At 28.9% G+C, this 19,279-nt stretch carries 17 protein-coding genes; 12 read left to right on the top strand and 5 right to left on the bottom strand.

The features are described from left to right. Positions 1-101: 101 nt before the first annotated feature. The 5 genes from cax to BUB01_RS15795 all read left to right on the top strand — a co-directional run bounded on the left by cax (position 102) and on the right by BUB01_RS15795 (position 5,379). Positions 102-1,148 carry a calcium/proton exchanger gene (cax, locus tag BUB01_RS15815; protein ID WP_072990103.1) on the top strand — a complete coding sequence of 349 codons (1,047 nt, stop codon included), beginning with the start codon at positions 102-104 and terminating at the stop codon, positions 1,146-1,148. A gap of 226 nt (positions 1,149-1,374) precedes the next feature. Next, the gene (locus BUB01_RS15810; protein ID WP_072990212.1) at positions 1,375-1,935 is read left to right on the top strand and encodes a glycerol-3-phosphate responsive antiterminator; all 561 of its coding nucleotides are present in this window, start codon (positions 1,375-1,377) and stop codon (positions 1,933-1,935) included. 403 nt (positions 1,936-2,338) lie between these two features. Continuing rightward, positions 2,339-3,766, top strand: coding sequence for an NAD(P)/FAD-dependent oxidoreductase (locus BUB01_RS15805; RefSeq protein WP_072990101.1), 1,428 nt, complete (start codon positions 2,339-2,341; stop codon positions 3,764-3,766). A 12-nt stretch (positions 3,767-3,778) separates the two neighbouring features. Beyond that, entirely contained in the window at positions 3,779-5,032 is a 1,254-nt protein-coding gene (locus BUB01_RS15800; protein ID WP_072990099.1) for an NAD(P)/FAD-dependent oxidoreductase, read from the top strand. A 2-nt stretch (positions 5,033-5,034) separates the two neighbouring features. Then, positions 5,035-5,379 carry a DUF1667 domain-containing protein gene (locus BUB01_RS15795; RefSeq protein WP_072990097.1) on the top strand — a complete coding sequence of 115 codons (345 nt, stop codon included), beginning with the start codon at positions 5,035-5,037 and terminating at the stop codon, positions 5,377-5,379. A gap of 85 nt (positions 5,380-5,464) precedes the next feature. On the opposite strand, the gene BUB01_RS15790 is transcribed toward BUB01_RS15795, so the two are convergent. Beyond that, a complete protein-coding gene (locus BUB01_RS15790) occupies positions 5,465-5,845 on the bottom strand; it encodes a hypothetical protein (RefSeq protein ID WP_072990093.1) in 381 nt (126 codons plus the stop codon). A gap of 500 nt (positions 5,846-6,345) precedes the next feature. Between BUB01_RS15790 and BUB01_RS15785 the strand changes: the two genes are divergently transcribed. Next, positions 6,346-8,703: a cation-translocating P-type ATPase gene (locus BUB01_RS15785; RefSeq protein ID WP_072990091.1), complete on the top strand. Its 2,358-nt coding sequence runs from the start codon at positions 6,346-6,348 to the stop codon at positions 8,701-8,703. Positions 8,704-8,755: 52 nt separating this feature from the next. On the opposite strand, the gene BUB01_RS15780 is transcribed toward BUB01_RS15785, so the two are convergent. Continuing rightward, a complete protein-coding gene (locus BUB01_RS15780; protein WP_072990088.1) occupies positions 8,756-10,735 on the bottom strand; it encodes a methyl-accepting chemotaxis protein in 1,980 nt (659 codons plus the stop codon). A gap of 250 nt (positions 10,736-10,985) precedes the next feature. On the opposite strand from BUB01_RS15780, the gene pgmB reads away from it, so the two are divergent. Continuing rightward, the gene (pgmB, locus tag BUB01_RS15775; RefSeq protein WP_072990086.1) at positions 10,986-11,633 is read left to right on the top strand and encodes a beta-phosphoglucomutase; all 648 of its coding nucleotides are present in this window, start codon (positions 10,986-10,988) and stop codon (positions 11,631-11,633) included. Between the two features lie 86 nt (positions 11,634-11,719). Here pgmB and BUB01_RS15770 read toward each other — a convergent pair whose 3' ends face one another. Beyond that, entirely contained in the window at positions 11,720-11,989 is a 270-nt protein-coding gene (locus BUB01_RS15770; protein WP_072990083.1) for an iron-sulfur cluster assembly accessory protein, read from the bottom strand. 369 nt (positions 11,990-12,358) lie between these two features. Between BUB01_RS15770 and BUB01_RS15765 the strand changes: the two genes are divergently transcribed. The 3 genes from BUB01_RS15765 (at position 12,359) to BUB01_RS15755 (ending at position 15,130) form a co-directional block, all read left to right on the top strand. Then, positions 12,359-13,654, top strand: coding sequence for a homoserine dehydrogenase (locus tag BUB01_RS15765; protein WP_072990080.1), 1,296 nt, complete (start codon positions 12,359-12,361; stop codon positions 13,652-13,654). A gap of 84 nt (positions 13,655-13,738) precedes the next feature. Beyond that, positions 13,739-14,368: a hypothetical protein gene (locus BUB01_RS15760; protein WP_072990077.1), complete on the top strand. Its 630-nt coding sequence runs from the start codon at positions 13,739-13,741 to the stop codon at positions 14,366-14,368. Positions 14,369-14,479: 111 nt separating this feature from the next. Further along, positions 14,480-15,130: a glycosyltransferase gene (locus tag BUB01_RS15755; RefSeq protein ID WP_072990074.1), complete on the top strand. Its 651-nt coding sequence runs from the start codon at positions 14,480-14,482 to the stop codon at positions 15,128-15,130. A 124-nt stretch (positions 15,131-15,254) separates the two neighbouring features. Here the strand turns inward: BUB01_RS15755 and BUB01_RS15750 are convergent, their stop codons facing one another. After that, entirely contained in the window at positions 15,255-15,617 is a 363-nt protein-coding gene (locus BUB01_RS15750; protein WP_072990072.1) for a hypothetical protein, read from the bottom strand. A gap of 310 nt (positions 15,618-15,927) precedes the next feature. Between BUB01_RS15750 and hcp the strand changes: the two genes are divergently transcribed. Together hcp and BUB01_RS22960 are read left to right on the top strand one after the other, a co-directional pair. Next, the gene (gene hcp / locus BUB01_RS15745) at positions 15,928-17,571 is read left to right on the top strand and encodes a hydroxylamine reductase (RefSeq protein WP_072990069.1); all 1,644 of its coding nucleotides are present in this window, start codon (positions 15,928-15,930) and stop codon (positions 17,569-17,571) included. Positions 17,572-17,663: 92 nt separating this feature from the next. Next, a complete protein-coding gene (locus BUB01_RS22960; protein ID WP_207649999.1) occupies positions 17,664-17,897 on the top strand; it encodes a hypothetical protein in 234 nt (77 codons plus the stop codon). 74 nt (positions 17,898-17,971) lie between these two features. Here BUB01_RS22960 and BUB01_RS15735 read toward each other — a convergent pair whose 3' ends face one another. Next, entirely contained in the window at positions 17,972-19,264 is a 1,293-nt protein-coding gene (locus BUB01_RS15735; RefSeq protein WP_072990063.1) for an NCS2 family permease, read from the bottom strand. Positions 19,265-19,279: the final 15 nt, after the last annotated feature.

Genomic DNA, 19,279 nt, shown 5'->3' with positions numbered 1-19,279 from the left:
TAATAAATAATAAGATTTTTATAAAAAATATATACCATATATTAAATTCATGCTAATATATGGTATATAATTATTGAATAAATATTTAAGGAGATTGAAATATGAAATATTTAAAAATATTATTGATATTTGTACCAATAAGCATAATATGTAAATTTATTCATCTTAATCAACCAACAGTTATGTTTTTATTGTCTGCTTTAGCTATAATCCCATTAGCTGGACTTATGGGAGAAGCTACAGAGGAAATATCATTTTATTCAGGAAGTAAAATAGGTGGGTTTTTAAACGCTACTTTTGGTAATGCAACTGAACTTATAATATCCTTTTTTGCGTTAAAAGAAGGGTTGTTTGATGTTGTTAAAGCATCTATAGCAGGGTCAGTTATAGGAAATATACTCTTAGTTTTAGGGGCTAGTATGTTTTTTGGAGGCATAAAACATAAAAATCAAAAATTTAATAGGAAGGTAGTAGAAGTATCTTCTAGCATGCTTATTTTTGCAGTTATAGGTTTAAGCATACCAGCTATATTTACACATACAGTAAAATCTGAACTTTTAAACACAAAATATGAGTTCTTAAGTGTAGGGGTTGCAATAGTTATGATAGTAATTTATGCACTTAGCCTGTTTTTCTCTTTTCATACACATAAAGATATTTATTCATCGGAACCAGAAGAACATGGTGAACCAAATTGGTCTCTTAAAAAGGCAATAATAGTTTTAGTATTGGCAACATTAGCTATTGCTGCTGAAAGTGAAATTTTGGTTGAATCAGTAGAACCTATGACTCATGCTTTGGGGTTAAGTGAATTTTTTGTTGGTATAATATTAATACCTATCATAGGAAATGCAGCAGAACATAGTACTGCAGTTCTAATGGCTATGAAAAATAAGATGGATGTTGCTATAGAAATAGCCATAGGATCAAGTTTACAAATTATTTTATTTGTAGCGCCTGTTCTTATATTTTTAAGTCTTATATTTAAGCCAATGAGCATAATATTTAATGAGTTTGAGCTCATAGCAATGATAGCATCTGTTTTTATAGCAAATAGAGTTGCTAGTGATGGAGAATCTAATTGGCTTGAAGGAATACAGTTGTTAGCAGTGTATCTTATAATTGGTATGTCGTTTTTAATATTATAATTAATAATAAATTTCAACTAGTTTAATTAGTAGAATCACTCTTACAAAATAGGTTTAATTAGTTAAATACGAGGTTTATAATATCAGCTAATTTCAAATAATTAAATCTAATATTTAGATTTTAATTTAAGGCAATCTTTGATAAAAAGGTTGCCTTGTTTGACAAATAAAATCAGAAATGGAATACTATAAAAGAAATATGGTGATGAGCATGGGTGGAGGTAAGATGAGAAATTTTAAAGAGTTACTAGAAGAAAATCCAGTAATAGCTGCTGTTAAAGATATGAATGGTTTAAATAAAGCATTAGAATCAGATGTACAAGTTATATTTGTTCTGTTTGGAAATATAATAAACATATCCGAAATTAGCAAAAAGATTTATGATAATAAAAAGGTTGGGATAATACATATAGATTTAGTAGATGGACTTGCTAGTCGTGAAATTGCAATAGAATTTTTAAAGAATAATACAAAATTTCATGGAATAATAAGTACTAAACCTCAAGTTATTAAAGCTGCTAAAAATTATGGGTTTATAGCAATACAAAGAAGTTTCATATTAGATACAATATCACTTATAAATGTAAAAAATCATTTAGTAGAAAGTTGCGATGCTGTAGAAATATTGCCCGGGCTATTATTTAAGGTAATGAATAAGCTTTCTAAAACAATAAATAAACCTCTTATAGCTGGTGGACTTATTTCGGATAAGGAAGACGTCGTAGAAGCTCTTAGATCAGGAGCTACATGCATATCTACTACAAGAGAAGAAATATGGGATATGTAAAAATCTTTTGAGTTATATTTAATATTGAAAGCATATTAGTAATTAAGGGTATTATAAGTAGACTTTATTTAAAAGATAGTCTTTATATTAAAAAAGTACTGGAATTAATCTTAAGGGTATGTTAAAATAATATTGTAAACATTTAAATAGAATATAAAAGGTGCTAAGAGAAGTAGAGTCAAGCATAAAATTTAGGATTATATATCCTTGTTTTTGCTTGGCTTTTTTTAATTTTACTAAATAACTTTGTATCAAGTAAAGTGCATATTTGTGAATAGGTTATTTACAGCTAAAATTTAGAGGAATTGTCTAATTTCAAAATTAACTTTAGTAATTTATAGTTTACAAATAGGGAAAAATTTATATAAATCAATTTTTGTATTTATTGAGGAGGAGTTTTAATATGTATGATGTAGCAATTGTAGGAGCAGGTGTTATTGGAGCCTCTATATTTAGAGAGCTAACTAAGTATAATTTAAAGGTTATTATACTTGAAAAAGAGAGTGATGTAGCAATGGGGACTTCAAAAGCTAATTCAGCTATAGTTCACGCTGGGTATGATCCTAAAGAAGGGACTTTAATGGCTAGGTATAATGTTAAAGGTAATGAAATGTTTGAAGACATTTGTAAGGAACTTTCAGTACCATTTAAAAGGAATGGGTCACTTATATTAGCTTTTAGTGATGAAGATATGAATACACTAAAAGGATTATATGAAAATGGTAATAAAAATAAAGTTAAAGGCTTAAGATTGTTAAGTAAGGAAGAAGTATTTGAGAAAGAGCCTAATGTTAAAGATACAGTTGTAGGAGCTCTATATGCGCCTACAGGAGGGATAGTAGGACCTTTTGAGTATACAATAGCACTTGTTGAAAATGGTATTGATAATGGTGGACATATTAGGCTTGGTGCTGAAGTTGAATCAATAAAAAAGGATAATGATTTTAAAATAGGACTAAGCACTGGAGAAGTCGTTGAAGCAAAATATATAGTTAATGCAGCTGGAGTATATGCAGATAATATTCATAATATGATTTGTAAAAAAGCTTATACTATTACACCAAGAAAAGGTGAATATTATGTAATGGATAAAGATCAAGGAAAGTTAATGAGTCATACTATATTCCAATGTCCGTCTAAATTAGGAAAAGGAGTTTTAGTTTCTCCAACAGTCCATGGAAATCTTATAGTAGGACCAGATTCACATGATATAGAAGATAAAGAGGATACATCAACTTCAAGAGAACAACTAGAGTTTATAAGAGAAACTTCTCAAAAGACAACTGATAAAATAAATTTTAGAGAGAGTATAAGAAATTTTGCTGGGCTTAGAGCTTTAGCAGACAGGGATGATTTTATTGTTGAAGAGGCTAAGGATGTTAAAGGATTTATAGACGTAGCTGGAATGAAATCACCAGGTCTTTCTTCAGCACCAGCTATAGGAGAAGATGTAGTTTTAATACTTGAAAAAGCTGGACTAAAACTAAAAGAAAATAAAAATTTTAATAAATACAGAAAACAAATTCATTTTGTAGAGTTATCAGCAAAAGAAAAAGGTGAATTAATAAAAGAGAATCCTAAGTATGGAAGAATAATATGTAGGTGTGAAAACATTACTGAGGGGGAGATAGTAGATAGTATAAAGAGAACTTTAGGTGCTACTACATTAGATGGAGTAAAGAGAAGATGTCGTCCAGGAATGGGAAGATGCCAAGGAGGTTTTTGTGGACCTAGAGTTCAAGAAATACTTTCAAGGGAATTAAGTATACCTATGGAGGATGTAAAGCTAGAAACCAAGGGTTCATATATATTAACAGGACATACAAAGTAGGAGGGGAAGATTATGAAATACGATGTGGTTATAATAGGAGGAGGTCCTGCAGGGCTTGCAGCAGCTTATGAAGCTTATAATAATGGGGTAGAAAGTATATTAATTATAGAAAGGGATAAGGAACTTGGGGGAATACTTAACCAATGTATCCATAATGGTTTTGGGCTTCATACATTCAAAGAGGAATTAACAGGGCCTGAATATGCTCAAAGATTTATAGATATGATAAAAGACACAAAAATAGAAGTTAAGTTAGATACAATGGTTTTAGAAATAGATGATAATAAAAATATACATGCTATAAATTCAGATGATGGATATCTAGTTATAGAAGCTAAAGCTATAGTTCTAGCAATGGGATGTAGAGAAAGAACCAGAGGAGCTATAAATATACCTGGCTTTAGACCTTCAGGAGTATTTACAGCAGGTGCTGCTCAACGATATATAAACATGGAAGGGTATATGGTTGGTAAGGAGGTTGTTATCTTAGGTTCAGGAGACATAGGACTTATTATGGCAAGAAGAATGACATTAGAAGGAGCGAAAGTAAAGGCAGTAGTTGAGCTTATGCCTTATTCAAACGGATTAAATAGAAATATAGTTCAATGTTTAAATGATTACGATATACCACTTTATTTATCACATACTATAACTAAGATAGAAGGAAAAGATAGATTAGAAAAGGTTATAGTTTCAAAGGTTGATGAAAATAAATGTCCTATAAAAGGTAGTGAAATAGAATTTGATTGTGATACGTTACTTTTATCAGTAGGATTAATACCTGAAAATGAAATATCAAAAAATGCAGGAATAGAGCTAGATAGGAGAACTTCAGGTTTAGTAGTTAATGAAAGTATGGAAACCTCAAAGGATGGTATATTTGCTTGTGGTAATGTAGTTCATGTACATGATTTAGTTGATTTTGTAACAGGGGAAGCAAAAAATGCAGGTAAAAATGCTGCTAAATATATTAAGAATGAACTTAAAAAAGAAGGATATTTTAATATAATAAATGGTGATAAAGTAAATTATACTGTACCACAAAAATTTAATGTAGATAATATTTCTGATAAGTTAGATATATTTATGAGGGTAAATAATATTTATAAGGACATGGCTTTGGTTGTTAGATGCAATGGTGAAAAGATTGCAGTATTCAATAAGAAGCATTTAGCACCTTCTGAAATGGAAAAAATAAGCCTTAAAAAATCAGATTTAGAAAAGGTAAATGGAGATATAACAATTTCTCTAGAGGAGGTTAAATAGTTATGGAAAAAGAATTAATTTGTATATGTTGTCCTATGGGCTGTCATCTTAAAGTAAATTTAGATGAAAAAAAAGTTACAGGAAACACTTGTCCAAGAGGAGCAGCATATGGAATAAATGAACTTACTAATCCTGTTAGAGTTGTTACATCAACAGTAAAGATAAATGGTGCTATCCATAGGGTTTTGCCAGTTAAAACTAAGGAGCCTATAAAGAAAGAGCTTATATTTAAATGTATGGAAGCTTTAAGAGATGTTGAAGTTAATTCTCCTGTAAAAGTAGGAGATGTTATAATAGAGAATATACTAGGAACAGGTGTGGATATAGTTGCAGCAAGAAATATGTAATATGAAAATAGTCAAGGCTATTAAAGGCTTTGGCTATTTTCTATAAAAGTCCTAATTATCTATTGTCTCGTATAATAAAGATATATTATTCCTTCTTCCCAGTTAAAAATTCAGGTGGTCTATATCCCTCGTATGATATCTTTCTTGTCTCACTTAAAGTTTTATTGTCTAAGTTCTTATTATAATATAAGCCATTTTCATTAATAGAAAATGTTTTAGCAAAGATATCATCTGATTCAACTAGAGTCTTTATATTATTACACCAATCATATTTAGCAACCAATTGTAAAGGTTTTGATGGCTTTCCTTGAATTTCTCGCTTATATTCTAGCTTTAGCCAGTCAATAATGTTTATCAACACTATCCTTAGCTGACGACCTCCTAATATTTTTTCTGCATTATTTAGTAATGGCGTTACATTGTTTGTATTAATACTTGTTAATACATTAGATATTAAATCAACCATCTTTTTGCTCCTTCTTAGAGATATTTTCTTGCCACTTTGTATTAAATCTTACCAACTAATCTGCGGGATTCCTCAAAAATTCAAAAACCATATGGATTAAACTCATCATATTTCTATGATTCTATTTAATAACATATTAACATAAATGTCCTCTAATAAAATATCTCCTAATTAACATAAATATCTTCTAAAATAAATATTAATAAATATTTAATATAAAATTTATAGCTAATTTTCTTTAAATATAATGAAAGCTGACTAATAACTGGAGAAATTTTCAAGACTTTATTGTGGTGTATAAAAAGGAAAATTTAAGAAAGAATTAATAATATACTAAGGTTTTATTAATAGAAAATATTATGAATTTAATATACAATTTTTATAAGATATAAAATAAATCTTATTTTATATCTTTAAAGTTAATAATTAAGTATTGAGAGTTTGTTTATTAAAACTCTCAAATTTTAAATCACAATGATTTTGAAAATAAGGAGAGTACTATGAGTTCTGATAATAGAGTTACTGGATTAACGTCCTCTCAAGTTCAAGAAAGGATAAGAGATGGATTAACTAATAAACTCCCTAAGGTTCCAACTAGAACATTTGCACAAATATTAAGAGCAAATTTGTTTACAAGATTTAATGCTATAAATGCTGTACTTGCAGTATTAGTAATAATAGCTGGATCACCTAAAAACGCGTTATTTTCAGGAGTTATAATAACAAATACTATAATTGGTATAATACAAGAGGTTAGAGCTAAGAGAACTATAGAAAAGTTATCATTATTAAATGTAGCTCATGCTAAAGTTCTTAGGGATGGAAAAGAAGTTAGTATAAATATAGAAGAGATAGTTCAAGATGATGTTCTAGTGCTTGTACCAGGAACGCAGCTTTTGGCTGATGCAAAGGTAATGGTCGATTCAGAGTTTGAAGTAGATGAAGCTATGCTAACAGGAGAGGCAGATCCGGTTCATAAGAAGGAAGAAGATGATTTGTTATCTGGTAGTTTCATAGTTAACGGTAGTGGATACGCAAGGGTTATTAAGGTAGGAGCAGAAACTTATTCCTCAAAAATAGCAAATGAAGCTAAAAAGTTTAAGAGGATAAATTCAGAACTTCTATCAGCAGTAAATAAAATTTTAAAAGTTATAATGATGCTTATAATACCTGTCGGAGGACTATTAGTATTTACACAAATATACTTTACACATAGAACTTGGCAAGAGGCAATTATAAGCGCAGCAGCTGGCATAGTTGGCATGGTTCCGGAAGGATTAGTTCTTTTAACTAGTTTAACCTTTGTAGTAGGTATAGTTAGATTATCTAAATGGAAGACATTGGTACAAGAACTTCCAGCAACTGAAGTATTGGCTAGAGTAGATACTCTATGCTTAGATAAGACTGGAACAATAACAGAAGGTAGGTTAAACTTAGTAGATGTAAGAGTTTTAAATGGAATTGCTGGAAATGAAGTAGATGAGATAATGCAAGGTGTAGCTCATGGATTTCCAAGTACAAATCCCACTCAAGAAGCAATTCTAGAAAAATATAAAAGTGAAAGTAATTTAGAAATAATAAATAAAATTCCATTTTCATCTCATAGAAAGTGGAGTGCGTTAGAATTTAGAAATAAAGGTTCATGGATTTTTGGGGCACCTGAAATGATATTAAAAGATAAATATGAGGACATAAGAAATATAGTTGAAGAAGAAGCTGCTAAAGGTAGAAGAGTGTTACTGTTAGCAAAATTTACAGAGGGAACTTTAAGCGAGGAGTTAGCAGGTAAGGTAGAGGCTGTGGCTATGTTCTTAATAGAGGATGTTATAAGAGAAGAGGCTCCAAAAACTTTAGAATATTTCAGAAAAGAAGGAGTTAATATTAAGATAATTTCTGGTGACAATCCAGTTACAGTTTCATCAGTTGCAAAAAGAGCTGGTGTTCATGGAGCGGAGAATTATATTGATGCTAGAACGCTTCCAGAAGATATAGATAAATTAGAAGATATAGATAAATTAGCTGATATTGTAGAAAATACAACTGTATTTGGCAGAGTAACTCCACATCAAAAGAAATTATTAGTTAATTCACTTAAATCAAAGGGACATGTAGTTGCTATGACTGGTGATGGTGTTAATGATGTACTTGCATTAAAAGAAGCAGACTGCGGTATAGCCATGGCATCAGGTAGTGATGCAGCTAAAGCTGTATCTCAATTAGTTTTATTAGAATCTAATTTTAGTGCTTTGCCAGAAGTGGTTTTAGAAGGTAGAAGAATGATAAATAATTTAGAGGGTGTATCTGAACTATATTTAAATAAAACAGTTTATTCAACCTTGTTATCCATATTATTTGTTATTTTAATGGTACCATATCCATTTACCCCTATAAATATAACTTTAATAGGTTCAATAGCAATAGGTATACCATCATTTTTCTTAGCTTTAGCACCTAATAAGGAAAGAGTTAAAACAGGTTATTTGAAAAGAATTATGATAGTATCACTAACTAATGGTGGAGTTTTAAGTTTAAGTACTATGGGAATGTTTATGTATGCATATAGTACTGGAATTAAAGTAACCCAAGCTAGTACTTTAGGAGTTATGGTTGCTGGAGGGATAAGTTTAGTTGTCTTATTGAGGGTTTCTAGACCTTTAAGTAAACTTAAAATAGCTTTAATTACCTCTATGGTATTTTTATTCTCACTGGCTTTCATAATTCCGTTAGGAAGGTATATATTTTCACTAGAATTAGCTAGCATTAAATATTCAGTATATGCAATAGTAATAGTTATTTTAAGCTATCCAATAATATCAGGAATCATAGGTTTGCTTAAGAAGATATATTATAAAAAATAAAAATAAGGTTCTAGGTTTTAATACCTAGAACCTTATTTTTTATCTAGAATTTTTAGATTTTAAATATATTAACTTGTCCTTTCAATTGTTTAGAAAGACCTTCTAAATTATCTATTAATCCAGTAATTTCATCTAGTGCAGCAGAAACTTCTTCAGTAGAAGCACAAACTTCTTCAGTAGAAGCGGCTGTTTCTTGAGATATAGCAGAAAGGTTTTGAATTTCTGCCATTACAGAATCCTTTTTATAATTTACTTGTTCAATAGCATGAGATATTTGAGATACTTCTGTGCTAAGTTTATCTATTGAGCTTAGGATTGTTGAGAATATTTGGTTACATTCATTTATAGCAGTCTCTTGACTATTTACCATTTCATTGGTTGTGTTAACTGCATCAACAGCTAATACAACCTTAGTTTGAACATCCTTAACTATGGTTTCAATTTCCTTAGCTGAATGACTAGACTCTTCTGCTAGAGTTCGTACTTCTTCTGCAACTACTGAAAAACCTCTACCAGCTTCACCGGCACGAGCAGCTTCAATGGCGGCATTTAATGCGAGTAAATTAGTTTGTTCAGTTATCTGAGTTATAGATTCTGTTATCAAAGCTATCTTTTTTGAACTTTCATTAACTTCATTAACTATTTCACTAACCTTTAAAGTTGAAGACTTTGTGTTTTTCGATTTTAACTTAACGTCAGTTAACTTAGCTAAAACATTGGAGCTTAAATCTTTAGTCTCTGTAGATACTAAGTTTACGTTTTTTGTTGAAGAATTAATTTTATCAATTTCATCACCTAATAGAGTTAAAGAAGAAGAACTATTTTCAATGTTACTTGATGAAGTTATAGCACCTTTAGAAATATCACTAACAGTAGATGCTACTTGAGTCATTGCTTCAGCTGTAGAATTACTTACTGAAAAAAGGTTTTCAGTAAAATTATTAACTTCAAAAACTGAGTTATCAACGTTTTTTATAAGTTCTATTATGTTATCTTGCATATCATTGAAATGGGCGGCAAGCAATGAGAATTCATCTTTAGTATTAATGGAAATCTTTTTAGTAAAGTCTCCGGAAGAGGCTATCTTAAATGCAGAGATAAGTTTTGTAATACTATCATTTACATAGTTGGTGAATTTTGTAGAGCCAATAAGTATAAGTATAATCACTACTAGAGTTATAATGATTGTTGTATTTCTTATGTGATTCGAAGAACTTAGTATATCAGAGCTTGGAGAATATAAAACAATTGTCCAATTTGTTTTAGGACATTTATATTGAACAGCTGTATAGTCAGTTTTATTGTTAGTGAAATCAAAGGTTTCTTTATCATTTGACTTTATGTGGTTCCAAATAGGAAATACAGTATCAAGATCTTGTCCTATTTTAGTTTTATCATTAAAAGCTATGATTTTTCCTTTAGAATCAGTTAAAATGAAGCCACCATTTTCATTATATTTACTTTGTGATAAAAGATCAGATAAAGATGAAAGATTAATGTCTAGTGCAACTACGCCTTCTAATGAGCCTGTAGAATTTGTTGCATGGGACATTGTGATAATTGGTTTTTTAGTAATAGTATCTAAGTAAAGGTCACTTATAATTGTTTTATCAGGTGATTTTATTGCATCTTTAAACCAAGGTCTAGAGGTAGGATCAAAATCAGATGGCATAGTTTCTTCAGGATATTGAATATAGGTTTTATTAGCTAGACCTGTGTATACAAAATCTATGGATTTACTTTTACTTTTGATATTTGATAATATTTTAGAATAATTTGGATCGGAAACATTTCTTTTTGAAACCCAGGTTAATTGGTCTTCATTAGAAGAGAATTCATTATTTAGTGTGCTTGATATAATTTGAGCAATATCTAAAGCTGATTTAGTGTGAGTTTTAGTAAGCTCATTTTTAGTTGTAAAATAGCAAATATTGCTAATAAATAAAATAGGAATTAAGGCTGTAAAAATAATAAAAATTCTAAGTTTATTTTTAATGGATTTATGAGGTTTATTTATTGTATTGTTGTTCATTAAAAAGCTCCTTTCTATTATCTAGTATATAAATAATAACAATTATATATAAATAATAACAAATTTCTTAAATTATGTAAAACTTAATAGGGTAAAATATTAAATTTTTTGTTATAAGTTACAAATTTCATGCTTTTATTTAAATGTAATTACATTCTTTGAACCTAAGTATTTACAATAGTTATAAATAAAAATAGAATAAACATATAATATAAAAGGTTTTCATAAAAGGGTTAATGGAGGAATGAAAATGGCAAAAATAGAAGCATGCTTATTTGATTTGGATGGAGTAATTGTAGATACAGCAAAATATCATTACCTAGCTTGGAAAAGACTAGCTAATAATTTAGGTTTTGATTTTACTATAGAAAATAATGAACTTTTAAAGGGTGTTAGTAGAGTTAGATCTTTAGAAATATTATTAGAAATAGGAAATTATACTGCTACTGAAGAAGAAAAGCTTAAGATGGCTGCTGATAAAAATGAATGGTATGTTGAATATATAAGCAAGCTTAAAGAAGATGAAATACTACCAGGAGTTAGAGAGTTTTTACTAGAGCTTAAAGCAAATGGAATAAAAATAGCCTTAGGGTCAGCATCTAAAAATTCTATGTTAATATTAAATAATTTAGGATTAACAAAGTATTTTGATGCAATTATAGATGGGAATAAGGTATCAAAAGCAAAACCAGATCCAGAAGTGTTTATATTAGGAGCAGAGGAATTAGGAATTTCACCAGAAAATTGTGTTGTATTTGAAGATGCAAAAGCTGGTATAGAAGCTGCAAAGGCTGCTAATATGAAGGCCATAGGAGTTGGCGACAAGACTATATTAGGACTAGCAGATAAGGTTGTTAAGGATTTAAGTAACGCAAATATAGATATTATTAAATTTTAATATGGAAGATATGATTGATTTTAACTAAGGTATCACTAAGGTCATTAGTGGTACCTTAATAAAGTTTGATTTTTTATTTTAAATTTTCATTTTAATTTTAAAATAGGACCGTATAGACCTCTAGTATGAGAGATTGTAGCATCAGTAAAGAAAAATGATATGCTTTTATCAGCCACTATTTTAATACCCTTATCTTCTACTATTTCGTCATTATCAGTAATTTTATCAGCTATTATTTTTACAGTTATGCCACCACAACCAGGACCAGCTTTAGCTATTCTAATAGCTTCAGTATTTTGTTCTTTCAACATTTCTTGTAATATTTCTAACGTATCATCAGCAATTGCAATTTTCATACATTATACTCCTTCATGATTATTTATAATTTTAAATTATATCAAGCTTTAAGTTATTTGTTAAGAAAACTCTAAGTATATTATAAGCATAATTTCATAATATACTTATAATATTAAAAATAACAAAGAAATAGAAACTTTATATTGTTATAAAGTATAACTATAGTTTTAGGGATAAGTTTATTAAGTTTAAGTGATTTAGGGTATAATGGAGGAATAAGAAAATTAATAAATTTACTACTATAACATTACATTTGTACACTTTAATAAATGTTATTGTAGAATTTATTGATGTAAAGTCATATAATCAATATAAGGAATTTTAAAAATAACTTAATTGGGGAATTAAGAAATAGGGGGCAAAAAAATATGAAAAAAGTAAGGATAGCATTACTTGGTCTTGGAAATGTTGGTAGAGGTGTTTGGAAAATACTTCAGTTCAATCAAGACGAAATAAGAAAGAGATCAGGTTATGATATTGAAGTAGCAAAAGTTCTTGTAAGAGATATGAATAAAGCTAGGGGAGTAGATATACCAGAGGAATTATTAACTACTGATTTTAATGATATAATAGAAGACTCGTCTATTAAGATAGTAGTTGAAATGATGGGTGGAATAGAACCAGCTAAAGAGTATATGCTAGAGGCTATGAAGAAAAAGAAACATATAGTCACAGCAAATAAAATGGTACTTGCAACAGAAGGTGATCAGCTTTTTGAAACTGCTGATAAAGAAGGAGTAATGTTTTATTATGAAGCTAGTGTAGCTGGTGGTATACCTATAATTAGTGGAATAAATGAAAGTTTAACAGCTAATAAAATAGAGCAACTTTATGGAATAGTAAATGGAACTACAAATTATATTTTAACTAAGATGGCATTAGACGGGATGGAGTTTGAGGAAGCGTTAGAAGAAGCTAAAGAAAAGGGATATGCAGAAGCTGATCCTACTTCTGATATAGAAGGGTTTGATGCAGCTTATAAATTAGCAATACTTTCTTCATTAGCATTTGGAACTAAGGTTGAATTTGATCAAGTCTATAGAGAAGGGATAACAAACATAACATCAGAGGATATCACTTATGCAAAGGAGTTTGGGTATGTTATAAAGCTACTCGCAATAGTTAAGGAAATAAATAATAAATTACAGCTTAGAGTTCATCCTACTTTTGTACCAGCAACACATCCATTAGCAAATGTTTATAATTCTTTTAATGCCATATTTATTAAAGGAAATGCAGTAGGCGACTTAATGTTATATGGAAGAGGTGCTGGAGATTTACCAACAGGAAGTGCAGTTGTTGGAGATATTATTTCAATCCTTAGAAATAATGTAGATTTGGAGAGTTATTTACCATCAGTAAAAAATAACTTATGGCATAAAGAATTTATAGATATGAAAGATGTAGAATGTAAGTATTATATAAGAGCTACAGTTGAAGATAAGCCTGGAGTTCTTGGAGAACTTACAACTATGTTTGGGAAAAACAATGTAAGTCTTCGTTCGGTAATTCAGAGAGGTAAAGAGCAAGGTGAAGAAGGAGTATCATTAGTACTTGTAACTCATTTCACGAAGGAAGAGAATCTATTAAATGCTATTGATCTTATAAATATAGCACCTTATGTTGTTAAAGTTGATAATATAATAAGAATAGAAAATTTTTAGTAAAAATATAAAGAGTATAAATATAGCTATTAAGTAAATAATACTTAATAGCTATATTTATGTAATAAGATGAGGTAAATAACAATGCTAATGAAGAAAACATTTTTTATAATAGTATTAAATGATAGGTTTATTGTAGTTGATCTTAAAACTTATGATAGAACAGAACTAAAATTTAATATAGATAAATTACCATACACACTTTTTTATCATTATTTGTTTGAGAATGATGAGAGTTTAGAATATATGAAGAAAGAATTAGGCAGTAAATTAGGTAGGATTATAAAGAGTGATGCTATTATATCTATACCAGAAGATTCTAATTATCTTGATAAGAGAATTGTAGTGGAAATATTTGAAGGATTAGGTATTAGGAAAATAATAATCATGTCACAGAATGCTAATTTTAGTAATTTAGAGACTACGTTTATTACATTATCTAAAACTGAAAGAGTATATTCACTTTCATATTTTAAAGATAATAATCTACAAAAAATAAAATATTTTGATATAAATAGTTTTAATCTAAAAAATATAGAGTTAGAGATAAAGAATCTTGATAAAGATTGTGAGTATAATAATAGTGCTTTTTATGTGAATTGTTTAAATAGTAATGAACTAATTAATTTTGGAAGACCAGTATATTTAAATGATTTTATTGATAATTTTAAGATAAAACAAGAAGAAGCTTTAAAAATAGTGAAACACTCTTAAAAATATACGAAATAAAAAATTTAACTTAATATAGATTTAATAGTATATGTTTTATGTTTTGGGAAAATATAAAATTGAATTTTAAAATCAAAACATAAAGGAGCGTTATCAATGAAAAAATTTATAGCCACTTTATTATTAAGCTTAATGTTTTTATCAACAATAGGGACTGGAATTAATGTAAAAGCATCAGATGATACTAAAAGTGAAAAATCTAGCTATAGCAAGGCAAAAAAAGATTTAAAAAACACAGAAAGAAAACTTTGGGACCAACATGTAGTATGGACTAGAAATTTTATTATAAGTGATTTAGCTTCACTTGAGGATAAAGATGCTGTGCTTCAAAGGCTTCTTAAAAATCAAGATGATATTGGAAATTCAATTAAAGCATATTATGGAGAAGATGCAGGAAATAAACTAACTAAGTTATTAAGAGAGCATATTGTATTAGCAGGAAATATTGTGGATTTTGCTAAAGCAGGAAATAAAGCAGATTTAGAAAAATATAATAAGTTATGGTATGAAAATGCTGATAAAATTGCTGGTTTTTTAAGTACTGCAAATTCTAATTGGTCAAAGGATACAGTAAAAGACATACTATATAAGCATTTACAGTTTGTTACTGATGAAGTTACCTCAAGGTTAGCTAAGGACTGGAAGGCAGATATTGATGCATATGATAAAGGTCAAGAACATATGATGATGTTTGCAGATGTGATTTCAGATGGAATAATAAAGCAATTTCCTGATAAATTTAAATAACTTTACATAAAAATAAAGATTATAATTAGTATTTACACTATAAAAAGAGGTTACATCAAAATTGATTTTCTTAAATCAAGCAGATATAACCTCCTTTTTATATTTTGTTCTTTTTAATATTATTTTAATCTTTATATTTTTCACAGATATATGAAGTAATTTTTAAAGAACCATCTTCATTAATACTTTCAGCACAAATATGAATAGAATCTATAAAAGTATGAGATAAATTTTCTAAAATAACAATATCGTGCTTAGTATTATTTTCATCTAAAAAATACATATATAAAGGTTTGGGATTAATTAAATTTTTAATTGATATAGCTGTTGATTTAACCTTATTAGGTTTAATTTTTTTTAATGAAGAGTCTATTGATAATCCCTCATAAGTAAAATATAATTCAGGAATAGTAGTGGTAGTATTGTTATGAACATATACCATTGGAAAATTGAATACTGGACGAACGGTTTTAAATATAGTAGGCATTGTATTGTCCCCTTTTTTTATATTTAATATAGTATGAGAATAGCATGGTTATATATTAGACTAAAGAGATTAACTTTAAAAACATCCATATTATTTATAAAATGTCGTTTTTTCACACTAAAATTACAAATATAATTTCATCCTAAAGTCTTAATTAAATAAGTGTGATGTAGTCACTTTGTTATAACTATTAAATATTTAAAATAAATTTTATTAACGTAACTTTGGTTACCGATAAAACTATACTTTGTTAGTATAATTTAGACGTAGAAAAGAAAAAAATAAATTTAAATAAATGGAGGAATTTTAAATGGGTATGTTTTGTTTTCAATGTCAAGAAGCAGCTGGTTGCACAGGTTGTACTATAAAAGGTGTTTGTGGTAAAACAGAAGATTTAGCTAAGGTTCAAGACTTATTAGTATATGTAGTTAAAGGATTATCAGAAGTAGGAGTTAAAGCTAGAGAAGTAGGCGTTATTAATAAAAAAGTTGATAAATTCGTAACTGAATCATTATTTGCAACAATAACTAATGCTAACTGGGATAATTCAGTATTCATAACAAGAGCTAAACAAGGTTTAGAGTTAAGAGAAGCATTAAAAATTGAAGCTAAAAATGCTGGAGCTGATTTAATCAATTTAAATGCAGCTGCTAACTGGAGTCCAGCTAATGATTCAGAAATGCTTGCAAAAGCTGAAACAGTTGGAGTATTAGCTACTGAAAATGAAGATGTAAGAAGTTTAAGAGAACTTATAATATACGGAATAAAAGGATTATCAGCTTATATGAAGCATGCTAATCAATTAGGATATGATGATGATGCTATTAGCGGATTCATGCAAAAAGCTATGTCTGCTACTTTAAATGATAATTTATCAGCAGATGAATTAGTAGCTTTAACATTAGAAGCTGGAAAATTTGGTGTAGATGGAATGGCTTTATTAGATAGAGCTAATACAGAAAGCTACGGAAATCCAGAAATGACAAAAGTTAATATAGGAGTAAGAAACAATCCTGCTATATTAATAAGTGGACATGATTTAAAGGATATAGATCAATTACTAGCTCAAACTGAAGGAACTGGAGTTGATGTTTATACTCATAGTGAAATGTTACCAGCTCACTATTATCCAGCATTTAAAAAATACTCACACTTTGTAGGAAACTACGGAAATGCATGGTGGAAACAAACTGAAGAATTTGAAAAATTCAATGGTCCTATATTAATGACTACAAATTGTTTAGTACCACCTAAAGAATCTTATAAAGATAGAGTTTATACAACTGGGGTAGTTGGACATAAAGATTTAAGACACATAGAAGCAGATGAAAATGGGGTTAAGGATTTCTCACAAATTATAGAACATGCTAAAAGATGTGCTGCTCCAACTGAAATAGAAAAGGGAGAAATAATAGGTGGATTTGCTCATAATCAAGTTTTAGCTTTAGCTGATCAAGTTGTAGAAGCTGTTAAGACTGGAGCTATAAAGAGATTCTTTGTTATGGCAGGTTGTGATGGAAGAGCTAAATCAAGAAATTACTATACAGAATTTGCTGAAAAATTACCAAAGGATGCAGTTATTCTTACAGCGGGTTGTGCTAAATATAAATATAATAAGTTAAATCTAGGAGATATAAATGGTATCCCAAGAGTTTTAGATGCAGGTCAATGTAACGATTCATATTCATTAGTAGTAATAGCATTAAAGCTTAAAGAAGTATTTGGTTTAGATGATATAAATGAATTACCAATAAGCTATAATATAGCATGGTATGAACAAAAAGCTGTAATAGTATTACTTTCATTACTTCACTTAGGTGTTAAGAAGATACATTTAGGACCTACATTACCAGCATTCCTTTCACCAAATGTAGCAAAAGTACTAATAGATACTTTTGGAATTGGTGGAATAACAAATGTTGAAGATGACATGAAAATGTTCTTTGAAGCATAAGAGCTAAATATAAAAGCAAATAAAGGGTCACTAGGTGTTTGATAAAAACAATACTAGTGGCCCTTTAAATAGTGGGTTTTGATCCTGAAATTATGGCTTCTAAGTCTGCAATTCTCTGTTCCAAATCAGATACATCTGAACTTGAATTAGTATTAGAATTATCAGCAGGTCGTTCGAAAATGCCTCTTTCAACAGCAATAAGTCCTAAATTACTACTAAGAGAGCTAAGAAATGCTGTTATGACAGCTAGTTTACCAAGATCGTATTGGTTAGATATGCTAATAGCAAGTAAAAGACTTAATGTTGATATTTCTTCAGGAGTCTGATTAAAAAAGTCCATAAAACCTCTAATGAAAAATATTATATAATATATATATTATTAAAGGTTCTAAATAATAACCTATAAATTTAAACCGTGTAATATGAAATAAGTTAAAAATATTATAGACACTATATACATAGGTAGTGATACTTCCTTATATTTTTTAGTGAATAATTTAGCTAAAGGATAGGCTATAAATCCAAAAGCAATACCGTCAACTATACTATAAGTTAATGGTATTAATACTATAGTTAAGAAAGCTGGAAAGCTTTCAGAAAAATCTTCAAAATTAATATTTACAATGTTTTTCATCATTAATCCACCAATAATTACTAAAATTGGTGAAATTGCAGCACTTGGTATTATAGTTATTAATGGAATAAAAAACAATGAGACTAAAAATAATAATCCAGTTAAAAATGACGTTAGTCCAGTTTTACCACCAGCAGCTATTCCCGCTGCACCTTCAACAGTTGATACAGATGGACTTGTGCCAAGTAAACCACAACCTATTGTAGAAAGAGCTGTAGCTATTAGTGATTTATTTATCTTTTCAGGTTGTTTCAACATTCCTGCAACTTGTCCGTGTAAAAGCCCTATATTTTCAAATACTAATACTAGAGTAAGAGAAAATGTTGCAACCCAAAATGGTATAGTGGAAATCTTACCAAAATCCATGGCAAAAAATAAGTCGTTATATCCAGAGAAATTTGGAAGTCCAAATTTTAAAGAAGATAAATTTACTATACCAAACATTATTGATATTAAAGTACCTAAGAAAATGCTTATTAAAAATGCACCAGGTACATCCTTTAAAAATAGGAATAATGTAATTACCATAGTTATTAAAAATGCTAAAACATGAGGGTCTGTTAGTTTACCTAATCCAACTAATGTAGAAGAACTAGAAACTATCAAACCAGCCTTTTGTAGACCTATAAATGTTATAAATAAGCCAATACCAACTGTTATAGCTTCTTTTAAACTATGGGGAATAGAATTAGATAAAATGTTAGCTAGTGGTGTAAGCGCTATCACAGAGAATAGCAAACCAGCGATTACAACTGCAGCTAAAGCTTGATGATAGTTAAGTCCCATAGCTCTTACTATAGTATAAGTAAATAAAGCATTTACACCCATACCAGGCATTATTATAAGTGGAGTATTGCTTATAAAAGCTATCAGTAAACAGCCTACAAGAGAAGCTAATACAGTTGCAATTATTTGAGCATCAATAGACATTCCGGCATCACTTAATATGCTAGCGTTTACAACTATTATATAAACTGAGGCGAAAAATGAAGTTAGTGCTGCGGTAAGTTCATTTTTAAAATTAGTGTTGTTTTCTTTTAATTTAAATAAATTTTTCATCCTTTCAATCCTTTT

It is taken from the genome of Clostridium cavendishii DSM 21758 (genome assembly GCF_900141845.1).
Lineage (GTDB): Bacteria > Bacillota > Clostridia > Clostridiales > Clostridiaceae > Clostridium_AG > Clostridium_AG cavendishii.
Note: the sequence above shows the minus strand (reverse complement) of the source record. Positions and strands in the feature narration are given on the sequence as shown.

Coding starts and splice junctions, on each gene's coding strand:
- BUB01_RS15790 (WP_072990093.1), bottom strand. CDS start 5,845: ATGGTTGATTTAATATCTAATGTATTAACAAGTATTAATACAAACAAT.
- BUB01_RS15805 (WP_072990101.1), top strand. CDS start 2,339: ATGTATGATGTAGCAATTGTAGGAGCAGGTGTTATTGGAGCCTCTATA.
- BUB01_RS15735 (WP_072990063.1), bottom strand. CDS start 19,264: ATGAAAAATTTATTTAAATTAAAAGAAAACAACACTAATTTTAAAAAT.
- pgmB (WP_072990086.1), top strand. CDS start 10,986: ATGGCAAAAATAGAAGCATGCTTATTTGATTTGGATGGAGTAATTGTA.
- BUB01_RS15785 (WP_072990091.1), top strand. CDS start 6,346: ATGAGTTCTGATAATAGAGTTACTGGATTAACGTCCTCTCAAGTTCAA.
- BUB01_RS15765 (WP_072990080.1), top strand. CDS start 12,359: ATGAAAAAAGTAAGGATAGCATTACTTGGTCTTGGAAATGTTGGTAGA.
- hcp (WP_072990069.1), top strand. CDS start 15,928: ATGGGTATGTTTTGTTTTCAATGTCAAGAAGCAGCTGGTTGCACAGGT.
- BUB01_RS15800 (WP_072990099.1), top strand. CDS start 3,779: ATGAAATACGATGTGGTTATAATAGGAGGAGGTCCTGCAGGGCTTGCA.
- BUB01_RS15750 (WP_072990072.1), bottom strand. CDS start 15,617: ATGCCTACTATATTTAAAACCGTTCGTCCAGTATTCAATTTTCCAATG.
- BUB01_RS15760 (WP_072990077.1), top strand. CDS start 13,739: ATGCTAATGAAGAAAACATTTTTTATAATAGTATTAAATGATAGGTTT.
- BUB01_RS22960 (WP_207649999.1), top strand. CDS start 17,664: ATGGCTTCTAAGTCTGCAATTCTCTGTTCCAAATCAGATACATCTGAA.
- cax (WP_072990103.1), top strand. CDS start 102: ATGAAATATTTAAAAATATTATTGATATTTGTACCAATAAGCATAATA.
- BUB01_RS15795 (WP_072990097.1), top strand. CDS start 5,035: ATGGAAAAAGAATTAATTTGTATATGTTGTCCTATGGGCTGTCATCTT.
- BUB01_RS15780 (WP_072990088.1), bottom strand. CDS start 10,735: ATGAACAACAATACAATAAATAAACCTCATAAATCCATTAAAAATAAA.
- BUB01_RS15755 (WP_072990074.1), top strand. CDS start 14,480: ATGAAAAAATTTATAGCCACTTTATTATTAAGCTTAATGTTTTTATCA.
- BUB01_RS15770 (WP_072990083.1), bottom strand. CDS start 11,989: ATGAAAATTGCAATTGCTGATGATACGTTAGAAATATTACAAGAAATG.
- BUB01_RS15810 (WP_072990212.1), top strand. CDS start 1,375: ATGAGAAATTTTAAAGAGTTACTAGAAGAAAATCCAGTAATAGCTGCT.